Origin of the sequence: Hymenobacter humi (assembly GCF_042665855.1) — a bacterium.
Classification (GTDB): domain Bacteria; phylum Bacteroidota; class Bacteroidia; order Cytophagales; family Hymenobacteraceae; genus Hymenobacter; species Hymenobacter humi.
The window spans coordinates 357101-375969 of the sequence record NZ_JBHTEK010000001.1 but is presented as its reverse complement, the minus strand read 5'-3'; the positions used below and the strand labels follow the sequence as shown (position 1 = coordinate 375969).

15 protein-coding genes and 2 pseudogenes are annotated in these 18869 nt (G+C 63.2%); 2 read left to right on the top strand and 15 right to left on the bottom strand.

Features of this window, described 5'->3' with window-relative positions; all coding sequences use genetic code 11:
• Positions 1-74: 74 nt before the first annotated feature.
• From ACFQT0_RS02035 to pxpB, 10 genes and pseudogenes are all read right to left on the bottom strand, one after another.
• Positions 75-932, bottom strand: coding sequence for a hypothetical protein (locus tag ACFQT0_RS02035; RefSeq protein ID WP_380199966.1), 858 nt, complete (start codon positions 930-932; stop codon positions 75-77).
• A 7-nt stretch (positions 933-939) separates the two neighbouring features.
• Complete coding sequence (locus ACFQT0_RS02030; RefSeq protein ID WP_380199964.1) at positions 940-1248, bottom strand: cytosine permease; 309 nt, start codon at positions 1246-1248, stop codon at positions 940-942.
• Between the two features lie 61 nt (positions 1249-1309).
• Positions 1310-1957, bottom strand: a pseudogene (locus ACFQT0_RS02025) (cytosine permease); the annotation flags it as partial.
• Positions 1929-2405 (bottom strand): cytosine permease, encoded by a 477-nt coding sequence (locus ACFQT0_RS02020; RefSeq protein ID WP_380199962.1) that lies wholly within the window; start codon positions 2403-2405, stop codon positions 1929-1931. The gene ACFQT0_RS02020 and the pseudogene ACFQT0_RS02025, both read right to left, overlap by 29 nt.
• A gap of 354 nt (positions 2406-2759) precedes the next feature.
• Positions 2760-4355 (bottom strand): glycerol-3-phosphate dehydrogenase/oxidase, encoded by a 1596-nt coding sequence (locus ACFQT0_RS02015; RefSeq protein ID WP_380199960.1) that lies wholly within the window; start codon positions 4353-4355, stop codon positions 2760-2762.
• 216 nt (positions 4356-4571) lie between these two features.
• Positions 4572-5609 (bottom strand): NRAMP family divalent metal transporter, encoded by a 1038-nt coding sequence (locus tag ACFQT0_RS02010; protein ID WP_380199958.1) that lies wholly within the window; start codon positions 5607-5609, stop codon positions 4572-4574.
• 159 nt (positions 5610-5768) lie between these two features.
• A complete protein-coding gene (locus tag ACFQT0_RS02005; RefSeq protein WP_380199955.1) occupies positions 5769-6551 on the bottom strand; it encodes a LamB/YcsF family protein in 783 nt (260 codons plus the stop codon).
• 138 nt (positions 6552-6689) lie between these two features.
• Positions 6690-6920, bottom strand: a complete 231-nt coding sequence (locus ACFQT0_RS02000; RefSeq protein WP_380205883.1) for a hypothetical protein — start codon at positions 6918-6920, stop codon at positions 6690-6692.
• Positions 6832-7695, bottom strand: coding sequence for a 5-oxoprolinase subunit C family protein (locus ACFQT0_RS01995; RefSeq protein ID WP_380199953.1), 864 nt, complete (start codon positions 7693-7695; stop codon positions 6832-6834). Before ACFQT0_RS01995 ends, ACFQT0_RS02000 begins: the two co-directional genes overlap by 89 nt.
• Complete coding sequence (gene pxpB / locus ACFQT0_RS01990; protein ID WP_380199951.1) at positions 7685-8431, bottom strand: 5-oxoprolinase subunit PxpB; 747 nt, start codon at positions 8429-8431, stop codon at positions 7685-7687. Before pxpB ends, ACFQT0_RS01995 begins: the two co-directional genes overlap by 11 nt.
• A gap of 173 nt (positions 8432-8604) precedes the next feature.
• On the opposite strand from pxpB, the gene ACFQT0_RS01985 reads away from it, so the two are divergent.
• Both ACFQT0_RS01985 and ACFQT0_RS01980 read left to right on the top strand, forming a co-directional pair.
• Positions 8605-8799, top strand: a complete 195-nt coding sequence (locus ACFQT0_RS01985) for a hypothetical protein (RefSeq protein ID WP_380199949.1) — start codon at positions 8605-8607, stop codon at positions 8797-8799.
• A 31-nt stretch (positions 8800-8830) separates the two neighbouring features.
• Complete coding sequence (locus tag ACFQT0_RS01980; protein WP_380199947.1) at positions 8831-9991, top strand: M1 family aminopeptidase; 1161 nt, start codon at positions 8831-8833, stop codon at positions 9989-9991.
• Positions 9992-11238: 1247 nt separating this feature from the next.
• Here ACFQT0_RS01980 and ACFQT0_RS01975 read toward each other — a convergent pair.
• The 5 genes and pseudogenes from ACFQT0_RS01975 to ACFQT0_RS01955 form a co-directional block, all read right to left on the bottom strand.
• A complete protein-coding gene (locus tag ACFQT0_RS01975) occupies positions 11239-12438 on the bottom strand; it encodes an ATP-binding protein (RefSeq protein WP_380199945.1) in 1200 nt (399 codons plus the stop codon).
• Positions 12439-12511: 73 nt separating this feature from the next.
• Positions 12512-12796 (bottom strand): annotated as a pseudogene (locus tag ACFQT0_RS01970) (PAS domain-containing protein); the annotation flags it as partial.
• 767 nt (positions 12797-13563) lie between these two features.
• The gene (locus ACFQT0_RS01965) at positions 13564-13824 is read right to left on the bottom strand and encodes a hypothetical protein (protein WP_380199943.1); all 261 of its coding nucleotides are present in this window, start codon (positions 13822-13824) and stop codon (positions 13564-13566) included.
• A 414-nt stretch (positions 13825-14238) separates the two neighbouring features.
• On the bottom strand, positions 14239-17775 hold the full coding sequence (locus tag ACFQT0_RS01960) for an IPT/TIG domain-containing protein (protein ID WP_380199941.1): 3537 nt from the start codon (positions 17773-17775) through the stop codon (positions 14239-14241).
• Positions 17776-18290: 515 nt separating this feature from the next.
• Positions 18291-18824 (bottom strand): GNAT family N-acetyltransferase, encoded by a 534-nt coding sequence (locus tag ACFQT0_RS01955; RefSeq protein ID WP_380199939.1) that lies wholly within the window; start codon positions 18822-18824, stop codon positions 18291-18293.
• Between the last annotated feature and the right edge of the window lie 45 nt (positions 18825-18869).

Below are 18869 nucleotides of genomic sequence, written 5' to 3'. Positions count from 1 at the left end.
GTTAAGTGGAAGGAAGGCCACCCCCAACTACGTATCCGGCGCGTAGGGATACGAACCTCAACCAGAAAAAACAGCTACAGGTCGTCTTCGAATTGCCGCAGCCGCTTCTTGCTCAGCTCGTAGCTCAGGATGGCCGGGACGTAAAACGTCACATCGGCCAGCAGCTTGGCAAGCAGAATGCCCGCCGCGAAGTGACCCAGCCAGCGTGGCAGGTAGTACATGAGCGCGGGCCGAATGAAAAAGCTATCGAGCAACTCTGCTGGCCCAAACTCTACCGCCAGCGCCCGCAGATTCCGGCCCAATGTGCGCCACGTGTAGGGCTGCCCGCGCCGCTGTCGGGCCCGGTGGGCCAGCAGCACATCCTGAGCCAGCAGGTAGCCGAAGTACGCCACGTTGCCGGCCCAAGTCCCGGCCAGCGCTGCGCGTAGGCCACTGTGCGTGGCGTGCAGCACCAGGCCTGCCGCTACCAGCGTGGCCACACTCGATAGGAGCTCGGCGGGTAGGTAACGGTGTAGCCATTCGCGCAGTCGGGGCTTCATGGGCGTAAAAATCCGGCTGTCGGACCTGCCCGCATCAGGGGTGGTAGCTAGCAGCGCTACCACGGCCACGGGGTCTTCTACCTCGATGATGAGCTGCTGGTATTCCTCGTCGCGCAAGTCAATTACCACGATGTTTTCGGGGTGAGCCACGTCGATAAACGAGGGCTTGTGGCCGGCATGGGAGTCGAGGTAAAACGTGCCCGCCGTTAGGAGCCCGGGCACGTGGGTGCCGCCGGCGCGCAGCCCTTCGAGGCGGTGGGTGGCGGCAGGGTCGAGCCGGGCGCCCGTGATGTGGGAGCGCGGCACGGTGAGCTGGCTTTTGAAGGCCAAAACCTTGTGCAACCCGCGAATGGTGAACACGACGGTGTCGTGCTGCACATCAACTTCAACCATGGGAAAATTATTGAGCCAGTGACGAGGAAGGAGCCGGGCGGGCCACGATGCCTGGCTGGAGGTCGGCAGAGCGGCTGGCGGACTGCCAGTGCATGAGCAGCATATACACGCCGCCCGACACCAGGAAGCCCACGAACCAGGCGTAGTTGTATACGGCCACCAGGCCGGGCCATACCGCGCCTTTATCCAGAACGCCGATGGCGGTGAGGAAGCCGGGCACGTTGGGCAGAATGCCAACGATGAGCGCGACGATGGCGGCGAGGTTGAAGCCGTTGCGGTAGGCGTAGCGGCCGTGGTACTGGTAGAGGTCGGGCACGTCGAGCCTGCTGCTTGCGGATGAGGTAGTAGTCAGCTATCATGATGCCGCCGATGGGACCCAGCAAGCCCGAATAGCCTACCAGCCAGGTAAAAATGTAGCCCGAAGGGTCGGCAATGAGCTTCCAGGGGAAGATGAGCACGCCGAGCACGCCGGTGATGTAGCCGCCGGTTTTAAAGCTGATGCGGGTGGGCGAGAAGTTGGCGAAGTCGTTGGCCGGGCTCACGATGTTGGCCGCGATGTTGGTGGCCAGCGTGGACAGGGCCACGGCCAGCATGGCCACGGTCACGAGCACCTTGCTATCGAACTTACTGGCCAGTACCACCGGGTCCCAGATGGTTTTGCCGTAGATGACAAACGTGGCCGAGGTAACCACCACGCCCACAAACGAAAACAGGGTCATCGACGTGGGCAGTCCCAGCGCCTGCCCCATCAGTTGGGCCCGCTGGCTGGTGGCGTAGCGCGTGAAGTCCGGGATGTTGAGCGAGAGCGTGGCCCAGAATCCCACCATGCCGGTGAGCGAGGGAAAGAAAAAGGCCCAGAACGCCGCGCTACTGGTGAATTTGCTGGGTTGAGCTAAAATAGGCCCCAGCCCGTGCCCGGCCGATATGGCCCACCACAGCAAGGCCAGCGCCGCCACTGGTAGAAAATACGCCTTGAATACCAGTAGCTTCCGGATGCTATCGACGCCGAGGTATACCACGTACATGTTCACGAGCCAGAACAGGAAAAATACCAGCGCCGGCCCCGTAGCCAGCGCCCCTGGCCGGGAAAATAGGCGGCAAAGTAGCCAGCCCCGGCACCCAGAGCACCGCCATCTGGTAGAGCGCGTAGCCGCCAATCCAGGTCTGAATGCCGAACCAGCCGCAGGCAATAATGGCCCGGAGCAGGGCCGGCACGTTGGCCCCGCGCACGCCAAAGCTGGCCCGCGCAAATACCGGAAACGGGATGCCGTACTGCGCCCCGGCCCGGCCATTCAGCAGCATGGGCACCAGCACAATCGTGTTGCCGAGGAAGATGGTGAGCAGGGCCTGCCACCAGTTCATGCCGCCCTCGATGAGCGAGCTGGCCAGCATGTAGGTGGGGATGCACAGGCTCATGCTAATCCAGAGCGCGGCGTAGTTGCCGGTGCCCCAGGTGCGCTTCTGCGGCGGCACCGGCGCCAGGTCGGGGCTGGTGAGGCCGGCGGCGTAGGCTCGGTGGCGAATGGCGGCGTGGTGTTCATGCGGTTATCGGTGAAAAAGACCCCGGCTAATGTAAGCGTCTCGGCGATAAGAACCTCTTGTTGAGCTTGCCAGGCCATCTCGCGAGCTGCCTTCCGCCATGTTAACGCCTGTTATGCTACCGTCTGTCATGCTGACGAAGGAAGCATCTTATCGCCGCTGAACGAATCATTGAGCCGTGATAAGATGCTTCGCTGCGCTCTGCATGACAGATGGCGCGGTAAAGGTGCTCGGTTCCGCCGACCATTGGTTTTCTCTGCTATATAAATGACAGACAAGAGATTGAGCTCACTGCTTTAGAAGCAAATAGTTTTGAGTTAACTGGTTAAACGCGGCTACCTGCTGCGCCTGCCATGCCTGGTCGTGGCCCAATTCCTGAGCCAGCAGCGCGGCCACGGTGGGAGCCGCGCGCACCGCGGCAGCAGCGTCGAGAAACAGCAGGCGCACGCGGCGAGCCAGCACGTCTTCCACGGTGCGAGCCAGTTCGTGACGCGCCGCCCACACCACTTCGGCTTGCCGAAATTCCAGCTGTGCATCCAGCTTTTGGCCCAATGCCGGGGTCTCGGAAATGAGCTGTTGCAGCTTGGCTTGGTCGCTGCCGTAGGGAGCGAGGCTATCAGGCACGGAGGCCTCGACAGTTGCTTCGGCGCCGTGGATGCGCATGTGCTCGGTTCGGCTCGGGGCTAGGGGCAACCGGCCCAAGGCAATGGCCCGGTCAATGGTGTCCTGGCCCATGCGGCGGTAGGTGGTCCATTTGCCGCCGGTGATGGTGATAAGGCCGCTGGCCGAGACCAGGATTTTGTGCCGCCGGGAAATCTCCTTGGTCTTGGTGAAGCCGGCGGTAGCAGCTGCCAGCGGGCGCAGGCCCACGAAGACGCTTCGTACGTCGGCGAGGGTAGGAGCGCGGGTGAGATATTGGGCGGCAGTGCGCAGCAGGAAGCTGATTTCGGCTTCCTGAGCCTGGGGCTCCAGGCTGGCCGTGGGCACGGGCGTGTCGGTGGTGCCCAGCACCACGTGGCTCAGCCACGGCACGGCAAACAGCACGCGGCCATCCTCGGTGCTGGGAATCATCAGAGCAGCATCGCCGGGTAAAAACGACTGGTCCAGCACCAGGTGCACGCCTTGGCTGGGCTGCACTAGCGGACTTACCTTGGGCTCATCCAACTGCCGCACTTGGTCAACGAAAATGCCGGTGGCATTGACCACAGTTTTGGCTTGCAACTCGTATGTAGCGCCGGTTTCGAGGTCGGTGGCGCGTACGCCGGTGAGGCGGCCGCGGGCGTCTTTGAGCAGGCCTTGCACCGCGCAGTAGTTGAGGGCGGTGCCGCCGTAGTCGATGCAAGTCTGCGCCAGGTTTACGGCCAGGCGGGCGTCATCGAACTGGCCGTCGTGGTAGAGTACGCCGCCGCGCAGGCCGGCAGGGCGCAGGTTGGGCAGTCTGCGCAGGGTTTCGGCTTTGCTGAGGTGGACCGATTCGCCGAGGCTCAAACGGCCAGCCAGCAGGTCGTACAGTTTCAGCCCAAGCGTGTAAAATGGGCCGCCCCACCAGTTATAATTTGGGATAATAAAGGCTTGGTTGTGGCACAGGTGCGGGGCGTTTTGCAGCAGCAGGCCACGCTCGTGCAACGCTTCGCGCACCAGCCCAATATCTCCCTGCGCCAAGTAGCGCACCCCGCCGTGCACCAGCTTGGTGCTGCGGCTGCTCGTGCCCTTGGCGAAATCAGCTTGCTCCAGCAGCAGCGTTTTGTACCCCCGGCTGATGCCATCGATGGCCACCCCCAACCCCGTAGCCCCGCCGCCGATGACGATGAGGTCCCACGTGGGTACCGTGGCTAACTGCTGCACCAGGGTTTCGCGGCGATAGGGGTTGGTTTCGGCGGACATAACGGTTGTATACTGCGCATTTGGGGAACCTCACCCCCGGCCCCTCTCCAAAAGAGAGGGGAGCCACGGCACAATCTTTAGCTCAATTTTAAAAGAAGAGCCCCAGCTCACTTGAGGCGGGGCTTTTTCCTTGTTCTAACTAACGCCCGGCTCCCCTCTCTTTTGGAGAGGGGCTGGGGGTGAGGTTCCCACGCGCCTGAGCTGCCACAACCAACCTCAGCGCAGAAACCCGCCAATCTGCTCCACCAGCACCGGCACGCTCAGCCCGCCCATTATCACGACCACGACCCAGCCCGCGGCCAGCATCCACCTCGGGTGGTGGTAGGCGCCCATCAATCGGCGGCTGGTCGCTGCTACCAGCACGATGGCCAGGGCTATTGGCAGTATCAATCCGTTGATGGCGCCAGCAAAAACTAATAGCTGCGTGGGCTTGCCGACCAACACGAATATCGCCGTCGAAAGCATGATGAACGCGGAAATGCAGACCCGCTCGTAGCGCTCAAAAATCGGGTGAAAGGTCTTGAAAAACGATACCGACGTGTAGGCCGCCCCCACCACCGAGGAGATGGCCGCGCTCCACAGAATCACCCCGAAAATCCGGAAGCCAATCTCGCCCGCAGCGGCCCGAAACACGCCGGCCGCCGGGTTCTCCGCTTCCAGCACCGCGCCGTGGGTGAGCACGCCCACAATGGCCAGAAACAGCACAAACCGCATGATGGTCGAAATGACGATGCCGCTGATGGCGCTCCGCGTAACGGTAGCCTGGTTTTCCAGCCCCTTGATGCCCGCATCGAGCAGCCGGTGCGCGCCCGAAAACGTGATGTAGCCGCCCACTGTGCCGCCCACAATGGTCACAATGGCCGCCGCGCTAATCTTCACCGGCAGCAGCGTGTGGTGGATGGCCTGCAGCACGGGCGGGTGCGCGCTGAAGGCAATGCCCAGCGTGAGCAGAATCTTCACCGTGCCGAGAATCTTGGTGAAGCCGTCAAGCATCTTCCCGATTTCGCGCACCCAAAACAGCACCAGCGCCACCCCACAGCTAATGAGCGCGCCCTGCTCAAACGACATGCCTGTGAGCACGTTCAGCCCCAGCCCGCACCCGGCGATGTTGCCAATGTTGAACGCGAAGCCGCCCAATATCACCATCGCCGCTAGGAAGTAACCCAGGCCCGGCAGCAGTCGGTTGGCCAGGTCTTGGGCCCGCAACTCGCTCACCGTGAGAATGCGCCAAGTGTTGAGCCTGGGCGCCCACATCGAGTACCACCGACACCAGAATCACAAACCCAAAGCTGGTGAGTAGCTGCTGGGTAAACACCGTGGTTTGGGTCAGAAACCCGGGGCCAATCGAGGAATTAGCCATCAGAAAGGCCGCCCCCAGGCTGGCCCCGCCGAAGAGTCGAAACTTATTGGGCTTCACTGGATGCTGGGGGTTAGGCCGGCTTGCAGCTGCACGCCCGCCTCGCGCAGGACAGTGTTGAGGCGTTGGGCAAACTCCAGGGCGTGGGCGCCGTCGCCGTGCAGGCACACGGTATCGGCCCGGATGGCTACGTCGAGGCCCTGTTGGGTGCGCACCTGGCCTTCCTGTACCATGCGCAGCACCTGGGCAATGGCCACGTCGGCGCTGGTAATGAGGGCATCGGGCTGGCGGCGTGGGGTAAGGGTGCCGTTGGCTTGGTAGGTGCGGTCGGCAAATACTTCGTGGGCGGTTTTCAGGCCGATTTTCTCGCCGGCTTTGGTCAGCTCTGAGCCAGCCAGGCCGTAGAGCGTAAGCTCGGGCTGCACCTTGTAGACTGCTTCCGCAATGGCCTCGGCCAGGGCGGCGTTGGTGGCGGCCATGTTGTAGAGCGCGCCGTGGGGCTTGAGGTGGTGCAGCTGCCCGCCTTCGGCCCGGGCCACGGCCGCGAGGGCACCCAGTTGGTACACCGTCATGTCGAACGCCTCCTCGGCCGAAATGTCCATGTTGCGTCGGCCAAACCCGACCAAATCGGGCAGGCCGGGGTGGGCGCCCAGGGCCACGCCGTGGCGCAGGGCTGCCCGCACGGTTTGCTTCATCACGGCCGGGTCGCCAGCGTGGAAGCCGCAGGCAATGTTGGCCGAGGTAATAAAGGGCATCAGGGCCGCGTCGTTGCCCAGCGTCCAAGCGCCGAAGCTTTCGCCCATGTCGCAGTTGAGGTCAACAGTAGGGGTTGGGGTCATGCAGGAAGTAAACCGAGTGAAAATACGTTTTGCTGAAGGCCCGTCATGCAGAGCGCAGCGAAGCATCTTTACCGCTTCGTTGAGCTAGTATTAATTACTACAGCAGTAAAGATGCTTCGCTGCGCTCTGCATGACGGCCTAATTTATTTTAAAATCAATACCCCGCCGCAACGCCCGCAACCGGTGTTCCTGCGCAAGGTACAGCAGTTGCGCTTCGGCCAAAGAAACCTCCGCAAAACGGATGTGCTGCCCCGGCCGCACCTGCGCCATGGCCGAAAAATCAGCGGTGATAACCTGGGCAATGCGCGGGTAGCCGCCCGTGGTTTGGTGGTCGGCCATGAGCACAATGGGCTGCCCACCGGCCGGCACCTGCACGGTGCCAAACGTCACGGCACTGGACAGCAGGCTCGCCGCTGCCGTGGCGCTCCAGCATCGGTCCCTGCAGGCGGTAGCCCATGCGGTCGGCTTCCGTCGTTATGGGGAAAGGCTGCTGCCAAAAATTGAGCTGACTTTCCGGTGAAAACTGCGCGTACTCAGGTCCGCGAATGGCGTGAATAACCGGGTTGGGCCGCGGCGTGGGGCAAAGCTCCGGCCCGGGCGTCCAGCGGGCTTGGGCCCAGCCTGCCTGAGGGTTGCTGCTGCTCAATTCCGCCAGGAGATGGCGCCCCGCAGCGGTGGGGCCGGGGCAGGGAATCAGGTCACCGGTTTGCAGAGCGCGGCCGTGCAGCCCGCCAAATCCTGCGCGCAGGTAAGTGGACTGGCTACCAAGCACCGGCGCAATGTCAAAGCCGCCCGAAACCGCGAGGTAGGCGCGGCTGCCGGCCACCGGTGCCCCGAACGCCAGCTCAGTTCCTGCCCTGACCCAGATGGCGCGGTTTAGCCCAACCGGCTGGCCGTTGAGGGTGGGGGAGAGGTGGGCGCCGGTAATAGCCAGGAGGTGGTCGGTTTCAAAGCGAATGCGGGGGCCGAGCAGAGTGATTTCGAGGCCGGCCGCGGCTTCGGGGTTGCCCACCAGCAGGTTGGCCACGCGCAGGGCAGTGGCGTCCATGGCGCCGCTCACCAGGATGCCGTCTTTCTGGTAGCCGTGCCGGCCGAGGTCTTGCACGGTGCTGAGCAGGCCGGGGCGGAGGATGCTAAGACTCATGCTGCTGGCGGTGCTGGTATTCGGCCTCGCTGATGGGCACGAAGCGCAGGTGCTGGCCCGCCTGCAGCAGGCTGGGCTGCGCCCAGCCGGGGTCGAACAGCCGCAGCGGCGTGCGGCCGATGAGCTGCCAGCCGCCCGGCGTAGGCATGGAATAAATACCGGTCTGCGGCCCCGCAATGCCCACGGTGCCGGCCGGCACCAGCGCGCGCGGCTGAGCCTTGCGGGGCGTGGCCAGGCGCGCATCGAGCCCACCGAGGTAGGGGAAGCCGGGCGCGAATCCTATCATGTGTACCAGGTATTCTGGGGCAGCATGCAAGGCGATAACCTCCTCAGATGACATGCCGGCGTGTTGCGCCACAAAGGCTAAGTCAGGCCCGTGCGCGCCGCCGTAGCAAACGGGAATCTCCACCACGGTGGTCGGGACCGCAACCGCGGTGGCCTGGGCGGCGGGCAGCATCTGCCGGAGGGTTTCGGCCACCCACTCGTAGGGCGGGTGCTGGCCGTTGTCGCTCACCTGCCAAGGGTCGTAGTACACGGTGAGGGTGGTGAAAGCGGGCACGTATTCAATCAGCCCCACGAAGGGGTGTTGAGCTAAATAAGCGCTGAACGCCTGAATGGCGCGGTGCGTAGCTGGGCTGATGCCCTCGCCGAACTCCAGCACCACGGCCGCGTCGCCCAGCGGAAACAGCCGCACTGCGAAGGCGGGCGCGGCTGGCGGCTCAATGGTTCTGCTCACGTGCTGGCGGTTACTTTTGGAGCTCTCTGCACTGGACACTCCCGATGAATTTTAGCTTCCGTAAATATGGCAGGACCGGGGCGGTTCTGCTCGCCCTGCTCACCGCGGCCTGCCACCGCCAACCGCAACTCAACATCGCAGTGCCACCCGCTGCGCAAGCCCCAACCCCGGCCATGGAGCGCGTCCTGCCTCCCGTCGAAAAAGGCGTTTCCGAAGCGCTGGCCGTAGCGCGCAAAAAGAACATCAGCGGCGTGGCTTACGACCTCAACCTGAGCATTCCGGCCCAGAAAAACGAGCCCATTGCCGCCGTCGAGTCGGTGTCGTTCAACCTGCCCGACAACCTCGACCCGGTGCAGGCTCGATTTTAAAGCGCCCACCGAATACCTGCACGGCCTCACCGTGAACGGGCAGCCGGTGGCCATCGACCACCGCAATGAGCACCTCGTGCTGCCGGCCGCTGCTCTGAAAGTGGGCCGCAACGTGGCCGAAATCCGCCTGCGGGCCGGCGAGCAGTCGCTGAACCGCAACGCCGACTACCTCTACACACTGCTGGTGCCCGACCGCGCCCGCACCGTCTTCCCCGTCTTCGACCAGCCCAACCTGAAGGCCCCCTTTACGCTGGCCCTTACCGTGCCCCAGGGCTGGCAGGCCATGGCCAACGCACCGGTGCGCGACTCCGTGCTGAATGGAGCCAGCAAGTCGTACAGCTTCGCGCCGTCCGACAGCATCAGCACCTACCTGTTTTCGTTTGCGGCGGGCAAATTCACGCGGCTCACGCGGCAGCTCAACGGCCGCACCATGAGCCTGCTGCACCGCGAAACCGACCCCGCCAAGCTGCGCCTTAGTCTCGACCCCATTTTCCAGCTCCACGCTTATGCGCTGGCTTTTATGGAGCAGTATACCGGCCTGCCGTACCCGTTCCAGAAGTTTGATTTTGTGTCGATTCCGGACTTCCAGTACGGCGGCATGGAGCACGTGGGCGCCATCGATTACAAGGCCTCGACGCTGTTTCTGGACGAGGGGGCCACGCAAGACCAAATCCTGGCCCGCTCCAACCTTGTCTCGCACGAAACGGCCCACATGTGGTTCGGCGATTTGGTCACCATGCAGTGGTTCAACGACGTGTGGATGAAGGAGGTATTTGCCAATTTTATGGCCGACAAAGTGACGCAGGTGGCCGTGAAAAACTCGAACTACGACCTCAAGTTCGTCATCGACCACTACCCTGCCGCCTACGGCATCGACCGCACAGCCGGGGCCAACCCCATCCGCCAGCCGCTGGCCAACCTGCAGGACGCGGGCTCGCTCTACGGCAACATCATCTACCACAAGGCGCCCATCATGATGCGGCAGGCTCGAGCGCCTGATGGGCCCGGAATCTTTCCGGCAGGGCCTGCAGGAATACCTGAAAAAGTACGCCCACGGCAACGCCACCTGGCCCGACCTCATCGACATTCTGGACGCCCGCACCCCCGCCAACCTCCAGGCCTGGAACCAGGTGTGGGTAAACCAGCCCGGCCGCCCCGTCTTCAGCTACGACCTGAAAGCCAGCGCCGGTAAAATCACCCAGCTCAGCCTCACCCAGCACGCCGAGGATGGCTCCGACCGCCTCTGGCCCCAGCTGTTTGAGGTGCTGCTGGTGTACCCCGGCGGCCGCGCCAAAGAGCTGACCGTGAACATGGCCGACCGTACCGTGGCCTTGCCCCAAGCCGCGGGCCAGCCCGTGCCCAGTTTCATTTTGTTCAACTCCACCGGCCTGGGCTACGGGGTGTTTCCGGTGGCCCGGCAGCTCACCGGCCAGCTGGCCACGCTGAAAAACCCGGTTGCCCGCGCCACGGCCTACGTCAACCTCTACGAGAACATGCTCAACGGCCAGGCCAGCAAGCCGCAGGAGCTGCTCGCGGTGTACCGCCAGGCCCTCACCCGCGAGCCCGAGGAACTCAACCTGAAGTTGCTCACCGGCCAAGTCAGCGACATTTTCTGGCACTTCCTCAGCCCAACCCAGCGCCTGGCCGTGGTGCCGGCCCTGGAAAAAGACCTGTGGGCAGCCCTGCAGAAAAACCCGGCGGCCAACTCCAAGAAGCTGCTCTTCAAAACCTATCAAACCATCGCCCTCACCAAGCTTGCCCAGGAACGGCTCTACCAAATCTGGCAAGCGCAGAAAGCTCCCACTGGCGTAAAGCTGACCGAGGACGACTACACCGCCCTGGCCCTGGCGCTGGCCGTGCGCGACTATGCCGCCCCGCAGCCCATCCTGCCCGAGCAGCTCGCCCGCATTAAAAACGTGGACCGCCGCCAGCGCCTGGAGTTTCTCATGCCCGCCTTGGCCCCAGACGTGGCCACGCGCGACGCGTTTTTTGAAAGCTTAAAAGACGAGAAAGGCCGCGACAAAGAAGCTTGGGTTACCGCCGCATTGGGCTACCTGCACCATCCGCTGCGTCAGGCCACGTCCCAGAAATACCTGCCCGCCAGCCTGGAGCTGCTGGAAGAAATCCAGCTCACCGGCGATATTTTCTTTCCGTATTCCTGGCTGCAGGCCACGCTGGGCTCCTACCAAACCGCCAGCGCCGCCAGCACCGTGCGAGCGTTTCTGCAAGCCCACCCCGATTACAACCCCAAGCTGCGCGCCAAGCTCCTGCAAGCAGCCGACGACCTGTTCCGGGCCGAGCGGCTGGTGCCGGCCGCCGTGGAGATGGCACCTTAGAGCGGTTTCGGGGCCGTGCCTGGCAGGGGCGGGGTCCACGTACATTGACCCTGCCAGGCACGGCCCCGAAACCGCTCTGAGTTAAAGTATATCTGTTTCTTTGTTAGTAGTTTGAGCTGGATTGCATGGCCTCGCGGCAAGCCCACGGAAAGTTCTGCTGCAGCAGGTTGCTTATTTTTTCTTTGGTCAGGGGCTTGCTCACCACGTCGGTGATGGAGCTGGTTTGAACGCAGTTCAGGTCGTAGGGGTGCATGGAGCTGCTGAGCACCACGATAACGGCTGCCTGCTGCTTCACCAGGGGCAGGGCCTGGTAGGCGTCGAGAAACTCAATGCCGTCCATCACGGGCATGTTTAGGTCGAGCAGGACCAGGGCGGGGTTGGTGGGGCTGAACACCGTGCCGTGTTGGGCCAGCACTTCGAGGGCTTCTTCGCCGTTGGCGGCGCACAGCACCTGCTCGGCCACGCCCATGTTGGTTAATAGCCGCTCGCTAAGGAAGTTGCTGGTTTCGTCGTCGTCGACCAGCAGTACGGTGGATAGCTTTTTCATAGTACGATATCTGTGCAAACAGGAAATAAGTCGGGGATTAAGCAGCTTGCTGGGGCGGCTCAGGCTCGCGCCGGAGGGGGCCGGAAGCGTGACGGTGAACGTGGAGCCGATGCCGGGCGCGCTGTGCACCGCAATGGTGCCGCCGGCGTTTTCCACAATGCGCTTCACCATGTAGAGGCCAATGCCGGAGCCTTCCACGTGGTCGTGCAGGCGGCGGAACATGCCAAAAAGCTTGCCTTGCTGGCTGGTAGTCAGGCCGAGGCCGTTGTCCTGCACCTCGAGCACGATGGTGCGGGCCGTGCTGTGGCAGCGCAGGTGCACCAGCGGCGGGCGGTCGGGGTGGCGGTACTTCACGGCATTGCTGAGCAGGTTGTACACAATGGAGCGCAGGTTTTTGGGGGCAAACGACACGCGGGGGCAGGCGTCGACGTCGACGGTGAGCTGCGTGCCGGAGTCGGCCAGGGCGGGGGCCAGGTCGAGGCAGATGTCGTCGACCAGGGCCGCCAGCTCCACGGTTTCGGTGGGCTGCGACTGGGCCTGCTGCAGCCGCGACACGTCGGTGAGCTGGGCAATGGTGAGCTTGAAGCGGTCGACGGAGCGCTGCATGCGCTCGAGCATGGGCTGCACGGGAGGCGCCTGCCGCACCTCGGCGGGCAGCTCCTCGAGCAGGGCCTGGAGCAGCCCCTCCAGGTTGCTGATGGGCGCTTTTAGGTCGTGGGAGGCGGTGTAAATGAACATGTCCAGGTCGGCATTCACGCGGGCGAGCCTGGTGCTGCATCTCTACCTGCTTGTGAATCTCGACGTTGACCCCGCTGAAGCCGGCCAGCTGCCCATTGCTCTGGAAATTGGGCTGGGTGCGGGTGAGCGCCCAGCGGTACTCGCCGTCGCGCCGCAGGATGCGGTACACCGGGCTTTCCCAGGGCTGAGTGGTGGCCACCGAGGCCAGAAATGCCGCCCTGAGCGCCGGGGCATCGTCCGGGTGCACGGCGCTCCACACCAGGTCCAGGTTGGCGGGGCGGGGAAGCAGGCCGCTCCACTCAAACAGCGCGTCATTGACGTAGGTCATGCGGCCGGTGGGGTCGGTGCGGAACAGGAACACGGGCACGCTGGCCATCACCAGCTGCAGCTCGGCGGCGGCCCGGGTGGCCTGCTCGCGCACGCGCACCTGGTCGGTTACGTCGTAGGCAAATACCGAAACGCCGGCCGTGCGGCCACCTTCCTGGTAGGCATCGTAGGAAAAAGTGAAGTAGCGGGTGACGGGCGGCTGGCCGTCGGGCTGGGCCAGGGTCAGGGGGCGGGCCACGCCAAACACCGATTTGCCGGAGGCATACACCTCGTCGAGGCCGGCCACAATGCCCTGGGCCACGGCCTCGGGGTGCAGCACGGCCACGGGGAAGCCAGACGTGAGATGCCGGCCGGAAAACAGCCGCTGGTAGGCTGGGTTGCCGTAGTCGAGCCGGTGCGCCGGGCCCCGCAGAATGCAGACGATGGCCTGCGTTTGGCCCAGGAAGCGTTCGAGGCTGGCGCGGTGGCGCTGGGCGTCGGCCTGCGCCAGGCTGCTCGCGGGCGCGGCTCAGGCGCAGGGCCGCTTCCATTGGCAACTGGGCATGCTGGTCGGTACGACAAAGCTTGACCGCCAGGTGCTTGCTCTTGCGGGAAGCCTCTATGCAGAGGGGCGCTGCCAAGCCCTCGTGCGGGTCCGGGCATTCGAAGTACCCAGGCTGGCCGGTTTCCCATACGTCGCTCAGGAAAGCCAGAACCCTTGCTTCGGACCCTTGGGGGAAACTGGCCAGGAAGGGGCTGTCCGGGTGTTCGGGCAGGCCCAGCAGGCCTTGCGCGGCGGGGTTGAGATACTCGAAAGCAAAGTCGGTAGGCCCCTGGCTATCCGGTAAGTAGCAGGGGCGCACCAGCGCCAGCGCGGTCTGAGATACGTCGAGCAGGGCCAGCAGGCTCATCGGAACTGGGCAGGGCCAGGGAGCCCTGGCGGGGGTAAGCGGCATATAGGCACAGGCAGCGCCGGGGCGCCAAGGAAACTTCGGCCGGGAAAGCAGCGGCTACAACTGCGGGCGGGTAATTGCCGATGGCCGCGCACTGGCGGCGAAGGGGCCCCGCAAAGCAGGAGCGGGCCGGGCGGCTGTCCATGCAGCACCGGCCCGCGTGTATACGTGCTTAGCTCAGCTATGGCTGAAACTCAATGAAAACAAGTGAGTTATTGGCTCAACAGACCGCTCCATTCCGCGCTACTGGCTTATCTAACGCTCCGGGCGGGCGCGGCCCGAGCAAAGGCAAGAGCAATTGCATAATAATATTTTGTCGTTGAATTATTTCCATTGACCTCCCGACATGAATTGCCGCTGCGCTCTGGGCTTCTCCCGGCTACCCCGGCCCCCGCCCAGGCTCCTGCGCCAGCTCCTGAGGCCGCACCCCGGCCCACCATTCAGGGTGCCTCAATACCGAAAAGCCCGCCGCTAGCCCGCAGTTGAGCTAGCTGACTGGTGCACAAAAAAGGCCCCTGCCAAAGCAGGGGCCTTTTTCAATTGGTGCAGGCGGGTTGAGCTATTTCTTCTCCACCCGGCGAATGGCCGTCACGTTGCCCTGACGAACTTCCAGCAGGTACATGCCGGCCGCCAGCGTGGCGGGCAGCTGCGCCTGCTTGTCGGCGGCCAGGGGAGCCATGGGCACTACTACGCGGCCGGTGAGGTCACGCAGCCCTACCTGGGCCGCGCCCGTGGTGGGCAGGGAAACCGTCAGGCGGTCCTGGAACGGGTTGGGGTACACCGACAGGCCGGCGAGGGCCTTGGTGGCCACCGTGGCCGATACCAGGTTGAAGGCAGCGGTGCTGGTAGCCGTGCCACCGGGCGTTACCACCGAGATGAAACCGCTCACCGTGCCCGTGCCCGTGGGCAGTACCAGCGTGATGCTCGTGGGCGAAACCACCGTGAAGCTGGTGGCTGCGAAGGTGCCAATCGAGACCGCCGTAGCGCCCGTGAAGTTGGTGCCCGTGATGGTAACGGTGGTGCTGGGGCCGCCCGAGGTGGGCGTGAAGCTGGCGATGGTGGGCACTGCTGCCGTTACCACAAACGCAGAGCCAGCCGACGTGCCGCCGCCGGGAGCGGCGTTGGTCACGGTTACCTGGAAGCTGCCGGCCGTAGCCACGGCCAAAGCCGGAACCACTGCCGTGAGCTGAGTAGCCGACACAAACGTGGTGGCCAAAGCCGTGCCGTTGAAGTTCACGACCGAACCGCTCAGGAAGTCCGTGCCGTTCACCGTCAGGGTGAAGTCGGCGCTGCCGGCTACGGCCGTGACCGGAGCGATGCCCGTGATGGCGGGAACCGCGTTGGGTACGAGCACCGTGAAGGCGGTGGCGCTGGTCGCCGTGCCGGTGGGCGTGGTCACGGCGATGTTGCCGCTGGTAGCGCCAGGTGGTACCGTGAAGGTGATGGACGTAGCGCTAGCCACCGTATAGCCGGTGATGGCTACGCCGTTCAGGGTTACCGCCGTAGCGCCGGTGAAGTCGGTGCCGGTGATGGTTACCACGGTGCCGGGGATGGCACTGGCCGGCGTGAAGCTGGCGATGGTCGGAGCCGGAGCCTGAACAACCGGAGCAGTTACAGTGAACGTGGAGGCTGCCGAAGTGCCGCCACCCGGAGCCGGGTTGGTCACGGTCACGTTGTAAGCGCCAGCAGTGGCAAGGGATGTAGCAGGCAAGGCAGCCGTGAGCTGCGTAGCCGATACAAACGTCGTAGTCAGAGCCACGCCGTTGAAGTTTACTACCGAAGTAGCCAGGAAGTCAGTACCGTTTACCGTCAAGGTCAAGGCAGCAGCACCGGCAACGGCGGTGTTAGGCGCCAGGCTGGTGATGGTAGCTACGGCATTGGGCACGAGCACCGTGAATGCGGTAGCGCTGGTGGCGGTACCGGTGGGCGTGGTTACGGCGATGTTGCCGCTGGTGGCAGCAGCCGGTACCACGAACGTGATGGTTTGGGCATCAACCACCGTGAAGCCCGTGATAGCAAGGCCGTTGAGCGTAACAGCCGTAGCGCCGGTGAAGTCCGTACCCGTGATGGTAACGGTAGCAGCAGGCAAGCTGCTGCTGGGGGTGAAGCTAACGATGGTGGGCGCCGGAACAGCAGGAGCCGTAACGTTGAAGGTAGCCGCAGCCGAAGTGCCGCCACCCGGAGCAGGGTTGGTTACGGTCACGTTGTAAGCGCCGGCCGTAGCGAGGGCCGTGGCGGGCACCGCCGCGGTCAGCTGCGTAGCCGATACGAACGTGGTGGCGAGGGCCGCCCCGTTGAAGTTCACCACCGAAGCAGCCAGGAAGTTGGTACCGTTCACGGTCAACGTCAAGGCAGCAGCACCAGCCACGGCGGTGTTAGGCGCCAGAGTGGTGATGGTAGCCATCGGGTTGGGGGCAACGTAGGTGAAGGTCGCCGTGCTGGTAGCGGTGCCGGTGGGCGTGGTCACGGCGATAACGCCGGACGTCGCCGTAGCGGGCACAGTGAAAGTGATGGTTTGGGCATCAACCACGGTGAAACCGGTAATGGCCACGCCATTGAGCGTAACGGCGGTAGCGCCGGTGAAGTCCGTGCCGGTAATCGTAACCGTGGCGCCGTCGGAGCCGCTGGTGGGCGTAAAGCTGGCGATGGTGGGCGCAGGAACAGTCACGGTGAACGTCGAAGCTGCCGACGTACCGCCGCCGGGAGCGGCGTTGGTCACAGTTACGTTGTAGGTGCCGGCCGTCGCAACCGACGTGGCGGGCACGGCAGCAGTGAGTTGCGTAGCCGATACGAACGTGGTGGCCAGCGCCACGCCGTTAAAGTTCACAACCGAGCCGCTGATGAAGTTCGTGCCGTTAACGGTCAGCGTCAACGCGCCGCTGCCGGCTACAGCCGTAGCGGGACTGATGCTCGCAAGGGTCGGGACTGGCGCGAAGTCAGTAATGGAGATGTCGTCGATGTTGATGCGGGGCGCGGTCGCAGTGGTAGTGGCAAAGGTGTTCTTGATACGGAAACGCACGTTGCCCGCTTGATTTACCGTAAACTCATAGGCAGTAAGTACACCGGTGAGGGCAGTGGGAGCACCGGCAACGATGCTGTAGGTAGCGCCGCCATCAGTTGATACCTCCAGCGAGAAGGTGGTGGCCGGGTCCGTAGTGCCGTAGAGAGCAGCATTTACAGTGACGATGCCGGCTCCATTGGCCTTGTCAAAGTTCATAGAAATGGCTCCACCGGTACGCAGCCGGGCAGACTGCAGACCGTTGAACTTGTCGGCAAAGGTGTTGCCAGGAAGGGCATTGTCGAATTTCCAGCTGCCGCTAGCAAGCGCCACGTCACCGACAGCGTAGCCGGTGGTTTTGGTGCCGGTTTCGAAATTCTCAAAGGCACCGGCAGTGCTGGGGTTGCTCACCACGAAGGTGAAGTTGCTCGATGTACCAGCAGCGCTGGTCACGGAAACCGGAAAGCTGCCAGCAGTGGCCAGGGCACTGGCTGGGATGGTCACCACTACCGAAGTAGTCGTGCTGCTGGAAGGGGTGTAGCTTACACTGTTGAAATTCACCGTCGAAGTGGGCGTGAAGTTTCTACCCGTGATGGTGAGTATGACATCGGGGCCGCCGACAACCTGTGCTGTGGGCGCAAGTTCTGTGATAGCAGGGGCTACAGAGAATACGTCGGCGCTGGTAGCCGTGCCTCCCGGCGTCGTGACGGAAATAGTGCCGCTGGTAGCGCTGGTGGGAACGGTAAATTTGATGGTCTGGGCATCAACCAACGTCACGTTAGCAGCGGCAACAACTACACCGTTTAGCTTAACGACGGTTGTAGTAGCCGTACCCGTAAACTCAGTGCCGGTAATTGTAACCACTGTACCGGTTCCTACTGCACCGCCCGCGCCGAAGGTGGGCGTAAAGCTGGTGATGGTAGGAACTGCCGTTACACCGCGTACCCCTACGGTAGCGTGAGCGCCGGCTGTGGTAGGTGTAATGAGGTCAGCGGCCTGAGCCGAGAAGCTGCCCACCAATAGCCCCAGTACGGCGGCAAATTGGGCTAGCCCCTTGCCGGGACGCCTAGTGGTAGAAAGAAAGGAAAAGTGTTTCATATTATTGAAAAAATGAAAAAAGAAGTTTGTTGAAAAAGATTGGGAAGAGAGGATTGAATCGGTCAGGAGCGCTATTTTTTATGCTCAGGAAGCCCCGAAAACGATGTTGAATGGTGACTTCGCCTTTGTAAAAAAATATAAAAAACACAGCAAAGCTAGCTCGCGGCTCAACAATAAAAAATACCATACAGGTATTTTTTAATTCTTAGATACTGTCTGTGCTACAGGCGGCTACCCAGGCCTTGCGCATAGCGGAGCCAATGGCACCAGCCTGCCAGCAGCCCCCGACCCGCTGCATTCGCAATGTGTTGCACGGCAGGCAGAAGAAAGTCCGCCTGCTGAGGTATTTATTCAGGCCCGCCGCTTCTGCCGGCGCGTTCATTTCCTTCTTAAAGCAGTTTTCGGACCCGTGTACAAGTAGCGTGGACTCTGTGAGTCCGCGCGTGGCGATGCTGGCCGAACGACGCGCGGACTCGCAGAGTCCACGCTACCGGTATTCCAACCTCAAAGCCGCTTTAAGCTGCTCCTGCCAACGGCTTCTCGAGGACCAGCAGGGTGAGCGGCTGCCGGGGAATGCCGTAGCGCGGGTCGGTTGGAAACGGCTCGGTTTCACCGGTCTGATGGTAGCCCTGCCGCTCGTAGAAGGCAATGAGCTCCGGCCGCACCGAAATCACGGTCATCTTGCTCGCCGTGCAGCCGTGCTGGCGGCCGTAGTCCTCGGCGGCCCGAATCAGGAATTTGCCCACGCCGCTGCCTTGGCCGGCCGGGGCCACGGCCAGCATGCCCAGGTACACCTTGCCAGCCGATGGGCAAGCGTAGAAGCTGCCCAGCAGCTCATCGTCGGGGCCCAGGCACAGCAGCATGGCCGCCTCCGGTACCGCCAGCATCTCCAGCAGGCCTTCCTCGTCGATGCGCTGGCCGTCGAGCAAATGGGCCTCGGTGGTCCAGCCCTGGCGGGAGGAGTCGCCGCGGTAGGCGCTGTTTACGAGGCGCGTGAGCCGGGGCGCATCGGCGAGGGTAGCAGTGGCGAGGCGGAAGGCAGTGGTCATGCCGCAAAAATAGGGTCGGTTGTCAAACGGGTATAAGAAGAACAT